Here is a 14,975-nt window from a genome sequence, read left to right as displayed (position 1 = left end):
TTAATTATTTATTTTGGTTAAGTCTGCAATCTTTTTTGCAAGCTCTAAAACTTGATCTAATTGATTTGATTTAAAACCAACAGAGCTTCCTTCCTTTCTTGATCGTAAAGGGTCTTTATGAATCTCACCAAGTGCCTTTTGGATATAATCAGTGTATTCTATATCGTCAACATCATTTCCGTTCTTTTTTAGTTGTTCTGAAAAACCAACAATTGCTTTTGCAATAGTTAACTTGTAAGCATAATCTTCAATAATGTTTTTTTGTTTAGTATACTGATTTGCACAAAATACAGCTCCAGCGATTGGTATAGGTAATAAAAGAATTCTTCCCATAATCATAAACCATTGTTCCTGTATATTAATCATCACCCAAATACCTAAACATAGAGTTCCTAATAAGCACAAAGAAGCTCCTACAATCCAAAAAACAGATTTCCACCATTTATTTGCATTTGTATATTGTGTATCAAAAGAGTCACTCAATCCTTGTGATGTTGAATACCCTAATGCTTGTTTTGCATTTTCTATGAGTTCTTTTGCTTCTTCTAATATTTTTTTTCGCTCCTCTTCGTATTTATTAAGTTTATCGGAATTTTCATTAGTTTTCTGTTCTAATTCTGTCAGTCTATTATCTCTTTCCTGAACTTTAGTCGCAAAAGAATCAATCAGTTTCTTATTAGATTCCGCGTCGTTCTTAAAATCCGTTATTTCATCTAAGTACCCATCCGCTTTAGTCTTTATACTCTCTAACTGTGTATTTAAAGTAGATTGTTCTTCGCTTTTTTCTGAGAGACATTCTAATTCTTTATTTATTTCTTCAAAACTGTCTTTTGCACGATCTAATTTGTCTTGAGTCTCTTGTTGTAATGTTTCAATACTTTCATTCTTCTCAGTAATCTCGTCTTTAAGAGTAGTACTTTCTTGTAAAATCTCTTGTAATTCAAGTTTTAGTTTTCTCACATTATCAATCTCATTCTCAAATGTAATTTGATTTTCAGAGAAATTACGAATATTATAACTACGAAGCTTTATCTTTAAATTATCAATATACTTATAAAGTTGAGTAGGCGAATCAACATAATTTAAAATGTATGTCAAATCTGAATGGATATCCACTCTTTCTTGATATGTAGAAAGCTTTATAAATTTGTTTTTATGTTTAGTAAGCGTTGATAAATCAGTAAGCAAAGATTCTATTCCACCTATTAAACTTCTGTATGTGTATTCATTTTCAGAGCCAAAAGTATTTCCTTCGTAGCTTTTGAAATCTACTTCTTTAATCTTCTCTCTGATTTCATCTCTTTTTGTTCTGATATTTTCAATAGTTATATAATCTGCCATATCAAGTAGTGTTGAAGTTGTTTATACATTTTTTTCAAATAAGCATCAAATAAAACATACTTGATTTTGAGTATCTTATGTTTGATCAATGCATTTTAATCAAATAACCGTCAAATAAGAATCCACCAATACCGGCAGAGAAATCAAATGACTATCAAATAAAAAAGTGTTGAATAACAGCGTTTTACTTAGTTTAATTAATCGTCTATCAAATAACCATCAAATAAGATTTATGCCCAATATGGAATGTATTTTGCATACTTACGAGATTTACTTTCTGGATCTTCTAATTTTATAACACCTTCTTCTAAAGCATCTTTAATGATTCTAGATGCAGTTGCTGCATTCTGATCTTCAATTTTGAACCTATCGCGTAAAGACTGATTGGTCATCTTATCATTTGATACATATTTTAGGCAAGCGTGTTGATAACAAGCTCTTATTTTTTCTTTTTTATCTAAATCATTTAAGCTCTTATAAGAGTAGATTGTCACTCTAGTTTTACCTTCTACTATTAAGACATTTATTGGAGGTAATTGATATATTTCATTGTAATAAAATACTTTATCCATACCTGATCCTTTTTCTTCACAAAACCCCATTCTACGCATTAAATCAGCTAGTTTATCATTACGAGAATTGTAAGCATCAATAAAACGGTCAGGGTTAACAATAGGTTCTCCAGGATTTGTAAATTCTATACGATCTGAAAATATCTCAATCATTGGAAATCCTTTACTATTTAAATCCTGATGAATTAAAAGATTCCCTACTAATTCACGTATGGCAATTTCAGGATACATTCTCGATTCCGTTCTTAATGCTTTCCCAATCTCTTCATTTGCAGGCAATTGTCCATTAATCCAGTTAACCATTCCTGCAAATCCTAAAGCATATCCTTTAGCTCCAATTTGTTCTCTTTCTGTCTCTACTTTATTTGCTCCTTTATATACTATCACTCGAACAGATTTACGTTCAACTGATTCGAAATCTTTTAATTCTTTTGCAAATAATAAAGCTCCAAGATTTGTAATTGCATATTTAGAATGAATCTTTACAACAATGTTATCTTCTATGAGTTTTTCGATTACGCCTTTTTGATCAGTTGGGTATGGAATCTTCATTAAATCAAAATAAGTTTCAGTGCTTAAATATTTAATTACATCCGAAATACTTAATCCTTCTTTGGCTATTTCTATCTCGTATGGCTTTCCTGTGTTACGCCAAATTTTAGCTTGTTTTTCAGGAAACTCATTCAATGGTTTGGTATAACTACCAACTCTAATATAAGATTTATGTAAAAAATCTATTGGTTGTGTCCTTGCAGCTGGAATTATAAAAAGAGAAATATGCTTATTGTCATAATCAAACTCAAAAATTTGAAAATCAATTCGAGGCTTTAGTCTTGTTACCAACCACATTTCTAATTCTTCACCTCCTTTTTTATGAGATTTAGCTTTAAAAGAAGTTCCTACAATATTATGCGTACCGTCTTCTATACCAAAAACTAAATAGCCATATTCTTTATTTAGAATACATGCACTATTAGATAATGCAGAAATACGTTCACCTATTTCTTCCGGGGAATGAAAATTATGTTTAAATTCTACCCATTCTGATTCTTGAGGTTGCTGCACTAAATCCTCAAGAAGTTTTTTTAAATCTATTTCATTCATATCAAATATGACTATGCTTTTTTTAAATAAGACTTTCTTTATTAAACATTCATTAAGTAGTTTCTTTATTAAAGGCTTTCAATCGATTATTTATTTCTTTCAAATAATAAGGAATCTGCCCCATATATGTTTCTGGAGGATTAGAATAAGTCTGTCCAAATATTTGATTAATAGGTAGCTCAAATACATTTATACATTTATAAATTTATAATTATTTAAGCTTTTATAACAAACTTTTACAATTATTTTTTCATTTGAGCTCTCTTCATAAAGGTCAATCATAGAACCCATGCTAAATTTTAATTTATATTTTGGAGGAAAATAGTTCATACCATTTTCTGCTATGCCTACTTTAGAGAGGTAAAGTTCATCACTATTGAAGCGCTTAAAGTCTTTAATAAACTCTACTTCAACATCTCTAGCAACACCCTCTCCAAAATTCTCAATGTGTAACTCCATATTAATATGATTTTCAGCCGATTTTAAATACGGAACTATGTTTGGAGATTCTTTTTGAAAACGTACTTTTCTACTTTCAATTAATTGAAAGATTGTGATGACGGTATATATTGTTGTTGCTGAAGCTACAACAATAGATAATATTAATTCTGTATTCATTTCTTCCCTTTTACTTTCTTCTCCTTTGCAAACAAGGTTTCCTTTTTCGTCATTTCATCATACAATTTAAACAAATATTCTAAACGTTCTTCGTCTGAATTAAAAGGCGTTAAACGATAAATGCGTTCTATAGCCAAATCTAATTCGTGATGCGCTTGTTTTAAACCTGAAGGCATAGTTTCAGGGTTGTACATCCAAGCCATAGTTTTTTCGGGATATTTGGCACGCTCATCTAAAATAGCAAAAACGTATTGGTTTATGGTTTCTTTTTGCTTTTCGTTAAGTGTAGGAAATGGAAACGTATTGTAACACAACTTAGCTGAATAACGATAATCAGTTTTTAATTTTCCCCCCACAGCATCTACCCAAACCATGTGCATTTTAGAATGTAAAACACCGAAAAGCCAAGGTTGAGCGTCGTATATTGCTAAAGCTGAATCTGCAATGATTGTATCAGAATTAAAAAAACCTAAAGGAATATAATCTCTATTTTCTGATGAATGACGTGGAACAATGATTGAATCGGTTTCTTTAAATCTAACTTCCCCAAAAGAAAAATAAACATCTTTAAGCTTATTAGTAGCTTCTCGCTTACTTTCATTCCTATGTGAGAAAACCTTATCAAATCGAGACTTAATTAGTGTATGTTTTTCAAAGTTTTTATAATTATTGATGTCAAACCACAAACAAAATCTACTTTTCCCTTTTAAAAATTCTTCCGCACCTATAAATTTTCTCAAAAAAACATTTGAGTTTGGAACATTAGATTTGATTTCATCAAACTCCTCTTGATTCAAAATTAATCCGCCACCGTCATTTGGCATATTACCGAAGTTCATTTCAGGTAGATTGGAAATGGATTTTGTTTTTGGAGTTATGTATATATTATCAGAATCTAACAAATAAGCATTTATGTTTTTCACTTCTTTTGCAATACTTTCTGTAAATAACCATTTAGGTTTATTTGACGTATTTCGCAACCCTACAATAATAACGGTCACCCCAGCATTGGCTTTTGCATTATTTGTCCATTTAAACGATTGATAAGCAAAATCAATTTCAATTTTATCATTTAAAATTTCGGGCCATAATAAGGAAACTTGCTCCCCTTGACATACAGAATTCGTGGAAACTAAACCAACCTTTGCGTTTATACCTTCAATATATTTCGCTCCTTTATAGAGCCATATAAAAATATAATCAAGATTATTTGCTCCTTTTAGTTTCGGGAAATTTAGACTAATATCCTTTTTCTGTTCAGCATCTTGGATTCTTGCACCCAAATACGGTGGGTTTCCAATAATATAGATTTCGTCGTTTTCTTTTTTAGGACAAGCTACTTCCCAATCTACTCGGGCAGCGTTTCCGTGGGTAATGTTTCCTGCTTCTTTTAAAGGTAAAATAGGTTTTGATCGTCCATAATCCATCAATTCATTTTCAAACACCTGGTTCATTTGGTGTTCTGCCAACCAAAGCGAAAGAATTGCCATTTCGTGTGCAAAATCTTTGATTTCGATTCCATAAAACTGATTTAATGAAATTTCGGTGAAATAAATCTTACTTTGTCCACCCGCAAAATTCATTTTTGATTGTGAAGCTGGAATTATAGTTTGTGCTTTATCTCCATCAAACCCGATACGTGACTGTACGCTTGGAACATCAGTTACATTATTAGAATTCAAATCGATTAATTGCTTAATAATTTGAATTTCAAGATTACGCAATTCTTTGTACGTAATAATCAAAAAATTTCCACTACCACAAGCAGGGTCAAAAAATTTAATTTTAGACAATCGAACTAATAATCGATCTAATGCTTTTGCATTACTTTTGTTTTTCTCGAATTCTTCATACAATTCATCTAAAAATAACGGCTTAATTAATTTTAAAATATTGACTACCGATGTATAATGCATCCCCAAATTATTACGCTCACTTGGGTCGGCAACCGCCTGAATCATAGATCCAAAAATATCAGGATTGATTTCGGACCAATCTAATTCACCCGAATCAATTAAAATTTGACGAGCCTTTTTAGAAAATTTTGGACATTCAATATCGTCACGAAACAAACCTCCATTTACATATGGAAAATCTTTTAAGTAAGAAGGAAAATTGCCTTTGTCCGTATTTAATTTTTTAAATAATAACGATAGGAATTCATCTACATCTGAGCCATCAGCTTTAGTATTATTAACCAAGGCTTCAGTAAAAATATTCTTAACCGCAAATATACCTGTATCCTCAGCAAAGAAACAAAACAACAAGCGTGATAAAAAGATATTCAATTGATGACTGCCTTTTGCTATCCAATCGGGGTTGTCTATCACCAAAATATCATACAACTCTCCTAATTTGTAGGCCGCATTTCGGTCTAATTCGTTGTTGTTATGCACTCGGTAAATTTCCGCACCAGATAATGGTAGAAAGAAATCCGTTTGATTCGCTAATTCATCAAGAGTAAATTCTTTATTGGTTTTAAGTTTAGTATCAGTTGCAAAAAAACGTTCAAAATCGGTAACGATAATAAAACGTGGTTTTTGTCTTAGGATTTTATCATCTTTTGAAAGTTCGTCGATGGTATCAATTAGGCTTCCTTCAATAAGGTTTTTAAAAAATATTTTGCCTTTGTAAAAAAGCTCTCCTTCGTTGTTAGAAAGATTGTAGTCCCCCTTCTTTAATCGTGTAATCGTAGTTTTTGACAAACCGAATGACAAAAGAAAATCATAAATAAAATTTTCTCTATTAAAGTTGGTCGATACATCTTGTAAGCGTTGCTGTATTTCGTTTTTTTTCATGCTTTCAAAAAGAAAATATTTAATGTAAAGATAGATAAAAGACAAAGTATTCCAATTCACTTTCTTTTCACTACTCAATTTCATGCTAATAATTTAAAGGAGGTAACTTAATTAATGACAGGAAGTATTTTATTCATAATTACATATTCCCTACATTTGCATTAGAAAATATTACGAACAAGCGTAATCTATCGTTATTGGTTTATCAGAAATTGCGACCTTCAGATGACAGCCAACATAGCGATAGACTTACGCCCGTGCCTTATATTGGCGTGGGCTGAGTCTGTCTGGCTGTTGGGTTGTCGCAAACCTCTGATAAGGACATGATCTTAGTTCCACGCTTTTTTATTCACCACAAACCAAGGCACTATGAAAAAATCAGTATTCTTATTATCAATTCTATTTTCTATTACTTCAATAGCACAGGAGAAAACCAAAAAACAAATAGCTGAAGAAAGCTTAAAGCGAATGCAGCAACGTATGGAAGCCTTTAATCAGGAAAGAAGTAAACAAGATAGTATCTTCAATGCTAATCTAAAAGCACGAGAACAAGACTCAACATATCGCAGTGATCTAAAAATTTTCCAAGACACTTTCGATAAAAAACAAGCACAGGATTCTGTACCAAAAGAGAGAAGTAAACAAACGGATAAAGATACTTTCCACAAGAATTTTAAACTATAATTGCTGATGAAAACAAAAAAACAGTATGCAGTTTTAGTTCCATTAATCCATTTAATCTTAACAGGAAGTAAAGAAATAGCCATTGAAGATGAAGGTGTTAAATTATCGGAAGGATACTTTTTATCTATGGAAGAGTATGCAAAGGGCAAGCAAAGCAGGTACTTTTATCAGTGTATTCACTTCTTTTTAGAATCTGTTTCACAGGAAGAAAAAGCAGACATCCTTAAAATCCTCATTGAAAATGACACCTTGCTTTTAGCTGCTATGATGACAGACCAATTGGAGTCCAAAAAATCAACCAATCTCAATCAAGATAGCAAAGCTATATTCAATACAATGATGTTTGATTTTTTATGTGGTAATAATACTGATCCTGTCATTCATAGGACGTTATATTTCTATTTGGAGAATTTGCATCGATTGGAGGTTAAGAATTTGACTATTTCTAACAATGAGTATAAGAGAGTTTTAAATTTTAATAACCAAAAAAGAAGTAAAAGAGAAATTTTTAATATGTTTACTTAGTTTTCAAATTTATTTAAAAACTAAAAAAAATGTCTATTAACAGAGATTTATGGATACAGATATACAATTTTTATTATTATTCGTTATAGGCTATATAGCATATCTATTATATAAGAATAACAAAAAATCTAAAGCAAAAAAATTAACTAAACTCTATTTAGATCATATTGACAATTTTAAATTTGATGTTTTAAAATCTTTTAGTGATTACCTATTAACAAATAAGATTCTTGTATATGAAAATGAAGTCCCTGTAATACTTAAAAGCAAAAAATATATACACTCTAATTTAGAAAGTGCTTTTTTAGAAATAAAAAACAAGCTACTTACTGACTTTAATAACAAAATGTTCTTACCTAATGGTGATGTGCTTGAGGATTTTTATTTAGAAATCAATAATATATATAAAAATGACAATGAAATACAAAAATTAAGATATATAAATAATTCTATAAAATATATATCAATAAATGTTGCAATTGAAAATTATAATTCATCTATTTTTAGTGATCATGCAAAAAGCATCGGTGCTCAATTTATTGCACTTAGAACTTTTGAAAATGAAACTAAAGTAGGAAGATTTTACCCAGAAGATGACTATAGAAAGTTGCGTCGATTGTTAAAAAAAAGAAAGAAAAATTCTACTGTCTCTTATGATGAGTTCTTAGAAACTTTTACTTAAAAAACACAAACTTTCTAACATACAACGCTTAACATTTTCTATTTCTTCTACAATTATCATCAAGATCTTGCCTATTGTCATTAGTATATTGTAAACCTTGATCTATAGAAGAAATAAACCACTATGGACTGAAAGTCCATAGTTTGTTAAAGCAGACTAAAGTCTGCCTGGGTGGAGCTACTTACTCAAGTATAAAGTTACCTCCGTTATCATTTGGTTTACGATGGTGTTCAAGATATTGATTTAGCATTTCATCAGTAATATTTCCTGTACTCCAACAACCAAAGCCTATTGCCCAAAAGTGACGTCCCCAGTATCTGTGCTTCAACTCAGGAAATTCTATTTGGAGTTTCCTTGAGGTACGACCCTTGAAGAGTTTGACAATATTACTTATGTTTTGAGATGGTCGATATTCTATATGAAGATGAACATGATCCTTTGATACTACACCTTTTAAAATTTGAATATCTTCTGCTTCACAAATCTGAATGATCAGACTACGACAACGTATCTGAATATCTCCTTCCAATACTGGATAACGATATTTAGTCACCCATACTATATGGGCGGTTAAACGTGATACACTATGTCCTCCGGTTCGTTGATATTCCATATATCAAAGGTAAACATTTTTAGAAGCTGAAAGCTAAATGCACTAAAGTGCATAGTTTTAACTACAGTCTGCGACCAATAAAGTGAACCAGTTGAACAGCATTCTCAGTTAATCCAATCGAGAAAGACTCATTTCCTCTAAATTGCAGCGTACAGCTTCAAAATTGGGAGAATCCCTATTTGTTGTTATAATTTTTACAATCATATTTCAGAAAGTAATAAGATTATTTTTCTAAAAACAGTATTTCTTTCTTTCATCAATCGTTGATATTTATTCAACTGACCTAAATATTCATTCAGTTTTTCGGATGAAATTTCCTTATGAGTATTAATCCATTTTGCAATTTGGTTAATATTATTCTCAACTTTAGAATCAACATTGGTCGATGTTTCAATGAACTGTAGTATTTGTTTTCTTTCATTTTTACCTAAGTTACCTTCTACTTTGTGAACTATATATTCAGTCAAAGTCATATGATTTAACTCAGCTATTTCTTGCCATTTCTTTTTTAAATCTGAATCTAGCACAAAATGAATTCTTGATTTTTTCATTTTTTTCATTTTTAAAATAAAACGAGTCCCGAGTTTTTAAGTTCCTATGAAATAGGCAAGTGCGTGTTATGTGTTTGAATTGTTAAATTCGATGCGCATAAACACACATCTTGCCCTACATAAAAACCATTAAATTTTCATAATATAGTCGTTCAAATCTTTGTGATTAGGATATAAGTATCTTCCGTCTTTTACGCGATTAGGAAAAGTATTTTGCACTTTTTCAGTGGCTTTGTTTCCAGCATCGTCATTATCAAAACAACAAATAATTATATCATACTTTAATTCTTTGTACAAAACATTATTTATACTTTTGTCCATATGTACATTGATACATTTGTCACTTTCCCCATTTGTACATTTGTACAAATAATTATTTGTATCACTATTTAAAACAGTATTTAATGTTCCAACCGAATTTAATATCAAATAATCATAATTTTTTTCTTCTTTTGGATATAGCGTTAGAAAGCTCAAAAAATCGCTCCAAGATTCAAATAATACAATTTGACAACTGTTATTATTAAAGTAAGTAGGTGCTTTAGCTCCTAAACACATTTTTACGTATTTGTTTCGGATTTCGTATCCTTCAAAATCATTCATAAAACCCACACCATAATATGACTTCTTGTTTAGATTGTAATAAACTTCTACGCAGTATTTTTTAGCCATTTTAAGACTGATGTGCCTACTTTGCATATAATTAACTAATTGAGTATTAGTTAGTGGCTTAATCACTCTTATTTCGTAATTCTTTTCTTTTTCAATAGCCATAGCTACATCTTGAAAGGTGGGCTGGTGAAAGGAAAAAGTTTCATTACTAAATTTCAAGATGATATCACGTACTGTTAATTCAGGATAGATGAGTAATATTAAATCTATCAATGTCCCACCTCGATTACCATCGGAATAATCTACCCAGAGGTTATTCTTGGAGACCTTCAAGCTTCCTGTTTTTTGCTGTGTATTAATAAACGATTTATACATCCAATAACCATTGTATTTTCTTTCAGGCTCAATGGAGATTGAACTTAAAAACTGTGGGATTGGAATTTTATTTATTTCAATAGCATTCATTTTTCTTTGATTAATTAAATTATTTTCAGTTCATTAATTTTGATTCAATAAAAAACAACTTCTGCATATGGACTTCCATATTTCAGAAACAACACATAGACAACTCAACTTCGTAAATAAACCTATTTAGATAAGTGATTTACAATTTTCATGTTTTTGGAATATCAAACAATAAATCGATTTTTCGTGATGCAATGATGCAGACATACTCAATTAACTTAAAATCAAAACAATACATTGCATCACTTCTGCATCATTGCATCAATTTATTCTTTGTCTGCATCAGTTTTGCATCAAAAACAGAGCTTTAAAAGTTTGATGCAAGCTTTGATGCAAACACAAATCGCTTTATTTCAATTAGTTATATTAATTTTGCATCAAAACATCAAAGATTTGATAAAACATAGACTTTTTAATAGTATAAAATCTTCCCCTTCGATCCACTTTTACATATTCTCCATGGGACAATAATTCTATTCCTTTATATGATTTGGTATTATCCTCAGGTAAAAAATTCCATCGTTTCAGAATATTTCTTATTTCATTAGCAGATATAGAAATTCTATTATTTTGCTTGCGTAGCAAAATGTATAAGTCGTTAGGGGCTACTTTTAATTCATCCTCCTCCATTTTCTCGAAACATTCGTGGAGCAATTCTAAAATCATAAGTTCAGATTTATTTTGATTAACCAATTTCAATAATGAGGCAGTCATAATTTGCTCGGGTTTGAACCACATACGTGTTCTCTGTTCTGAAAAATACTTGCGTATTTGAAGGTATTTTAAAAAATATGGAATTTCTTTATGTAGCTTTTTCAAGAAAAAAACATCTTCACTGGAAATTGAGGAAATTTTTCGAATCCAGAAACGAATTTCTTCTGGATCAATTTGAATAAAGTTTTCTTCGTTATTGGAACACAAGATAAACTTGGCGAAAAACTCAATTTCCTGACGATCTTTACCTTTCGCTTCTACTTTGTCTTTATCAGTAGTTGAAAGATACTTTAAACGTTCTGTAATTTCTTTTTTATCAAAAAAAACTTCGTCAATAGCAACAATCAACATACTTGCCCAATCAGAATTAAACTGAGAACCAAATGAATCGCCCTTAATATAGGTCATATTCATTCCAAAAATAGCTTTCATCCATTTTATAAACGAACTTTTTCCTGTGGATCGTTCTTTACTAACTAAACAGAGTATTGGCAATGTTTGTGTGGGTTTTTCATACAATAATTTGATATAATCCAGACCTAATTGCATTTGTTCTCCAAAAATATGGTTCACAAACTCTAGTGAATGTGGAATGAGCTTTTCAAGTTCCTCCAACACAAACTCTTTATCAATAGGCTGAATTGGCAATTCATTGTATGTATTATAAAAGTCGCCTACTATTTGTTGATAATCAAAATGATTGGGAATACAACAAAACCCATCTAATTTTGGGATATCATTTAAAAATGATTTACCGTGATCAGAAATTATAGTTTCTCGATTCCAACGAACCATTACTTTGACTGTATCGCCAGAAATTAAAGGTTTATTTATCATTTTAAAATAAGACGTACCTACTCTGAAGTATAGAAGATTTTTTCTCATAATAATTATGTTTGAAAGATTACCTTCTATACTTCAACGATTTGACATCTTGTAAAGCAGCCATTAAATCTTGATGGCTAATGCGATAGAACCTACCTATCTTTTCGGCTTTAATAGTTCCTTTAAGGACATGGGAGCGAACCGTCTGATAATCTAACTTTAGAATTTCAGACGCTTCTTTGAAGGAGTATAATTTTTTTTGAAGTTCTACTTCTGGTTCTTTCTGAATGGAATAGAGTAAGTCTTTTAAAACTTCCAATTCATCCAGAATGATCTGGAATGGATTTGTTTGCATATCTGTATATTTTTTATTTCTGCAAACAAAATTGTGTAATAGAAATAATAACTTATGCAATTCTACTCAATTGCATAAAATTTAATACCTAATATTAAATAGTATCGATAATTCTTTAAATACAATTTCTTCGAAATCATTGAGTTTTGCGGTAACAGCCCTCGAAAAGGTACCGCGGTCGAAATTAGAATTATACTCATTTTCCATTGCTTTAATAATAGTAATATCCTGAAAATCGGGATTAATAATGTGGTGATCTTTTAAAAAATGATGAATTCGTATAAGAAAAGACTTCTTATCTACAAGCAAATTATGATTCTCATCAATAAATTTTTTTTCTTTGAGAAAGAGAAGAAAATATTCTGCACTCTTTTCTCCGATCATAATATCAGATAAGCGGATATCTCTTTTCACTTTACCTTCTAAAGCAAAGTACAAGAATAGCGTATGTTCTGCTCCATTTAGAAAATTCTCCTGTAAAATCATCAATTTACTGGAACTAAGATTCCTCTTTGATTCATCCCTAAAACGTAATAAACAATAATTGATTTTATCTTGAAAATTATGATCTCTAGATTCATCGATATTTTTAAAATGATAACTAAAAAAGTTATCTTGTTTATCATATTCTATCAAAAATTCATTTTTTATTTTCTTCGTTAGCTCAATTCTACTGGCTTTAATTCTTGCCTTTTCAATTCGAATATCCAACAATTTATTAATTTTATTCCCTTTTATCCAATAATAAAGCATCATAGGATAACCTACCAACTCATCCCAGAAAAACCACTTCCCGTACAGCTTTTTTTGATCCATATCTATTAATTAAAAACCTCGTTCATATAATTTATTTTATCCTCTTCACTTGGACGATAATACGCATTAAAAACCTCTAAACTTGTGTGTCCTGTATAACTCATAATCACTTTATCAGGCACTCGCTTATTTTTCATAATGGTAATAAAACTTCTACGAGCGGTATGAGAAGAAATCCTCTTATAAAACTCCGTTTTCTTTTCTATTAATTCATCCCCATATTTCATGGTTTTTTTTATTTCATCTGTAAATTCTAATTCCTGAAAAACTTCTTTAATAAATTTATTCATTTTTTGATTAGAAATACTAGGAAGATTATAATCATACTTTTCCAAAATGGATCGGGAAATACTATTAAGCGGAATGGCTAGTTTTTTAGTTTTACTCTTCATATCTACAACTCGAATAAAATCTCCATCAATATCATCTTTGGTTATACGATTATAATTACCAAATCTTAAACTAGTTACACATCCAAAAACAAACAAATCTCTTACTCTTTCTAACCTTTTATTTTTACTAAAATCGTGATTATAAACTTCCTCAACCTGTTGATAATTTAAAGCAATTTCGTCTGTACGAAATTTAGGAGGCTTTTGAAAACTAATGAAGTCATTATTATAGGTGTATTTCTTATTTAAAGCCCAGTATAAAAACGTTTTAAGTAAGCCAACATCCCTGTGAATCGTATTTGCTGAATGGTCTTTTATCTCTACACAATATTTAATAAATTGATTATATATTTTGACATTGAAGTTACCTAACGTGATTTTTATTTTCGAGTAATTCTGAAACTCTAAAAGTAAATTCATATTGTACTCATATCTCGTTTTAGTTGACTTAGAAATTCCTTTACCTGTAAAATCGTTGGCTCGCTCTTCAATAAATTCTTCATATACTCTAAAAAAGTCTTCTTTAGCTTTAACTTTCTTAAACTCTTCATCAAACCGCTGTCTTATTATAGTTATACTTAGCTCTTCATTAATATTTTTATAACGATTTACAATTTCAGTGAAGAAACTACTATATCTATCTAACTGCTTTTTTATACTTCTATGCCCTTCTGCCTTTTTAGTACGTCCATTCAAATCATTCGGTTGTCTATTGTCAAAATCCCATTCTGAGGATTTTATTTTTTCGCCCGTAGAATAGATAAAGTTTTTATTTTCACTACTAAAGTATGATCTGAAATAAATTAAGGTCTCCTTATCAGAGTTCGGTTCTTTTAATTTGAAGGTATAGTTCATAGGTGCTAATTTAGGTGCTACTAATTCAATATTTAAACATAAAAACAACTAATGTTAGATTATGTAAATATATCTAAAATAGTGATATATAGTAACATTATATAAGACAGGCTATGTTAAATTTATTCAGGTTCACTTCCCTTCCTCTCTGCTAGGAAAACCACCAACGGATGTTGGTGGTTTTTTTGTGTTTATATACCTCGTGGAAAGCTCTGCTTTTCTAAGAGGTTATACATACAAAAAAACAAGGCAAAGCGCAGCGGTGCCGTGGTTTTTCCTTGTGAAAAATACCCCTTCTAGGGAAAACCGTAGCGCAGCGTAGGTAATCCCTTCCTCTCTGCTAGGAAAACCACCAACGGATGTTGGTGGTTTTTTTGTGTTTATATACCTCGTGGAAAGCTCTGCTTTTCTAAGAGGTTATACATACAAAAAAACAAGGCAAAGCGCAGCGGT

General features: G+C 30.4%; 14 protein-coding genes. 3 read left to right on the top strand and 11 right to left on the bottom strand.

Features of this window, described 5'->3' with window-relative positions; all coding sequences use genetic code 11:
• The 4 genes from H4K35_RS00070 to H4K35_RS00055 all read right to left on the bottom strand — a co-directional run bounded on the left by H4K35_RS00070 (position 1) and on the right by H4K35_RS00055 (position 6,517).
• Complete coding sequence (locus H4K35_RS00070) at positions 1-1,341, bottom strand: hypothetical protein (RefSeq protein ID WP_182625359.1); 1,341 nt, start codon at positions 1,339-1,341, stop codon at positions 1-3.
• A 230-nt stretch (positions 1,342-1,571) separates the two neighbouring features.
• Entirely contained in the window at positions 1,572-3,017 is a 1,446-nt protein-coding gene (locus tag H4K35_RS00065) for an RNA-binding domain-containing protein (RefSeq protein ID WP_182625358.1), read from the bottom strand.
• 189 nt (positions 3,018-3,206) lie between these two features.
• Positions 3,207-3,635 (bottom strand): hypothetical protein, encoded by a 429-nt coding sequence (locus H4K35_RS00060; RefSeq protein WP_182625357.1) that lies wholly within the window; start codon positions 3,633-3,635, stop codon positions 3,207-3,209.
• Positions 3,632-6,517 (bottom strand): DNA methyltransferase, encoded by a 2,886-nt coding sequence (locus H4K35_RS00055; RefSeq protein ID WP_255492316.1) that lies wholly within the window; start codon positions 6,515-6,517, stop codon positions 3,632-3,634. Before H4K35_RS00055 ends, H4K35_RS00060 begins: the two co-directional genes overlap by 4 nt.
• A gap of 285 nt (positions 6,518-6,802) precedes the next feature.
• Between H4K35_RS00055 and H4K35_RS00050 the strand changes: the two genes are divergently transcribed.
• From H4K35_RS00050 to H4K35_RS00040, 3 genes are read left to right on the top strand one after another with little or no spacing between them, the layout of a single operon-like run.
• On the top strand, positions 6,803-7,117 hold the full coding sequence (locus tag H4K35_RS00050) for a hypothetical protein (RefSeq protein ID WP_182625356.1): 315 nt from the start codon (positions 6,803-6,805) through the stop codon (positions 7,115-7,117).
• Between the two features lie 6 nt (positions 7,118-7,123).
• Positions 7,124-7,642, top strand: a complete 519-nt coding sequence (locus tag H4K35_RS00045; RefSeq protein ID WP_182625355.1) for a hypothetical protein — start codon at positions 7,124-7,126, stop codon at positions 7,640-7,642.
• A gap of 49 nt (positions 7,643-7,691) precedes the next feature.
• Positions 7,692-8,324 carry a hypothetical protein gene (locus H4K35_RS00040; RefSeq protein ID WP_182625354.1) on the top strand — a complete coding sequence of 211 codons (633 nt, stop codon included), beginning with the start codon at positions 7,692-7,694 and terminating at the stop codon, positions 8,322-8,324.
• Positions 8,325-8,505: 181 nt separating this feature from the next.
• On the opposite strand, the gene tnpA is transcribed toward H4K35_RS00040, so the two are convergent.
• The 7 genes from tnpA to H4K35_RS00005 form a co-directional block, all read right to left on the bottom strand.
• Positions 8,506-8,937, bottom strand: a complete 432-nt coding sequence (gene tnpA / locus H4K35_RS00035; RefSeq protein WP_155093506.1) for an IS200/IS605 family transposase — start codon at positions 8,935-8,937, stop codon at positions 8,506-8,508.
• 200 nt (positions 8,938-9,137) lie between these two features.
• Positions 9,138-9,488 (bottom strand): plasmid mobilization relaxosome protein MobC, encoded by a 351-nt coding sequence (locus tag H4K35_RS00030; RefSeq protein ID WP_182625353.1) that lies wholly within the window; start codon positions 9,486-9,488, stop codon positions 9,138-9,140.
• A gap of 129 nt (positions 9,489-9,617) precedes the next feature.
• Entirely contained in the window at positions 9,618-10,565 is a 948-nt protein-coding gene (locus tag H4K35_RS00025; RefSeq protein ID WP_182625352.1) for a toprim domain-containing protein, read from the bottom strand.
• 366 nt (positions 10,566-10,931) lie between these two features.
• Complete coding sequence (locus tag H4K35_RS00020; protein ID WP_182625351.1) at positions 10,932-12,164, bottom strand: primase-helicase family protein; 1,233 nt, start codon at positions 12,162-12,164, stop codon at positions 10,932-10,934.
• A 19-nt stretch (positions 12,165-12,183) separates the two neighbouring features.
• Complete coding sequence (locus H4K35_RS00015; protein WP_182625350.1) at positions 12,184-12,459, bottom strand: helix-turn-helix domain-containing protein; 276 nt, start codon at positions 12,457-12,459, stop codon at positions 12,184-12,186.
• Positions 12,460-12,540: 81 nt separating this feature from the next.
• Positions 12,541-13,275, bottom strand: coding sequence for a hypothetical protein (locus H4K35_RS00010; protein ID WP_182625349.1), 735 nt, complete (start codon positions 13,273-13,275; stop codon positions 12,541-12,543).
• 5 nt (positions 13,276-13,280) lie between these two features.
• The gene (locus H4K35_RS00005) at positions 13,281-14,522 is read right to left on the bottom strand and encodes a tyrosine-type recombinase/integrase (protein ID WP_182625348.1); all 1,242 of its coding nucleotides are present in this window, start codon (positions 14,520-14,522) and stop codon (positions 13,281-13,283) included.
• Positions 14,523-14,975: the final 453 nt, after the last annotated feature.

The organism is Myroides sp. NP-2 (assembly GCF_014145665.1).
Taxonomy (GTDB): domain Bacteria; phylum Bacteroidota; class Bacteroidia; order Flavobacteriales; family Flavobacteriaceae; genus Flavobacterium.
The sequence above is the reverse complement of the archived record's forward strand: the minus strand, read 5'-3'. Positions and strand labels throughout refer to the sequence as shown.

Coding starts and splice junctions, on each gene's coding strand:
- H4K35_RS00065 (WP_182625358.1), bottom strand. CDS start 3,017: ATGAATGAAATAGATTTAAAAAAACTTCTTGAGGATTTAGTGCAGCAA.
- H4K35_RS00070 (WP_182625359.1), bottom strand. CDS start 1,341: ATGGCAGATTATATAACTATTGAAAATATCAGAACAAAAAGAGATGAA.
- H4K35_RS00010 (WP_182625349.1), bottom strand. CDS start 13,275: ATGGATCAAAAAAAGCTGTACGGGAAGTGGTTTTTCTGGGATGAGTTG.
- H4K35_RS00015 (WP_182625350.1), bottom strand. CDS start 12,459: ATGCAAACAAATCCATTCCAGATCATTCTGGATGAATTGGAAGTTTTA.
- H4K35_RS00045 (WP_182625355.1), top strand. CDS start 7,124: ATGAAAACAAAAAAACAGTATGCAGTTTTAGTTCCATTAATCCATTTA.
- H4K35_RS00060 (WP_182625357.1), bottom strand. CDS start 3,635: ATGAATACAGAATTAATATTATCTATTGTTGTAGCTTCAGCAACAACA.
- H4K35_RS00025 (WP_182625352.1), bottom strand. CDS start 10,565: ATGAATGCTATTGAAATAAATAAAATTCCAATCCCACAGTTTTTAAGT.
- H4K35_RS00040 (WP_182625354.1), top strand. CDS start 7,692: ATGGATACAGATATACAATTTTTATTATTATTCGTTATAGGCTATATA.
- H4K35_RS00030 (WP_182625353.1), bottom strand. CDS start 9,488: ATGAAAAAATCAAGAATTCATTTTGTGCTAGATTCAGATTTAAAAAAG.
- H4K35_RS00050 (WP_182625356.1), top strand. CDS start 6,803: ATGAAAAAATCAGTATTCTTATTATCAATTCTATTTTCTATTACTTCA.
- tnpA (WP_155093506.1), bottom strand. CDS start 8,937: ATGGAATATCAACGAACCGGAGGACATAGTGTATCACGTTTAACCGCC.
- H4K35_RS00020 (WP_182625351.1), bottom strand. CDS start 12,164: ATGAGAAAAAATCTTCTATACTTCAGAGTAGGTACGTCTTATTTTAAA.
- H4K35_RS00005 (WP_182625348.1), bottom strand. CDS start 14,522: ATGAACTATACCTTCAAATTAAAAGAACCGAACTCTGATAAGGAGACC.
- H4K35_RS00055 (WP_255492316.1), bottom strand. CDS start 6,517: ATGAAATTGAGTAGTGAAAAGAAAGTGAATTGGAATACTTTGTCTTTT.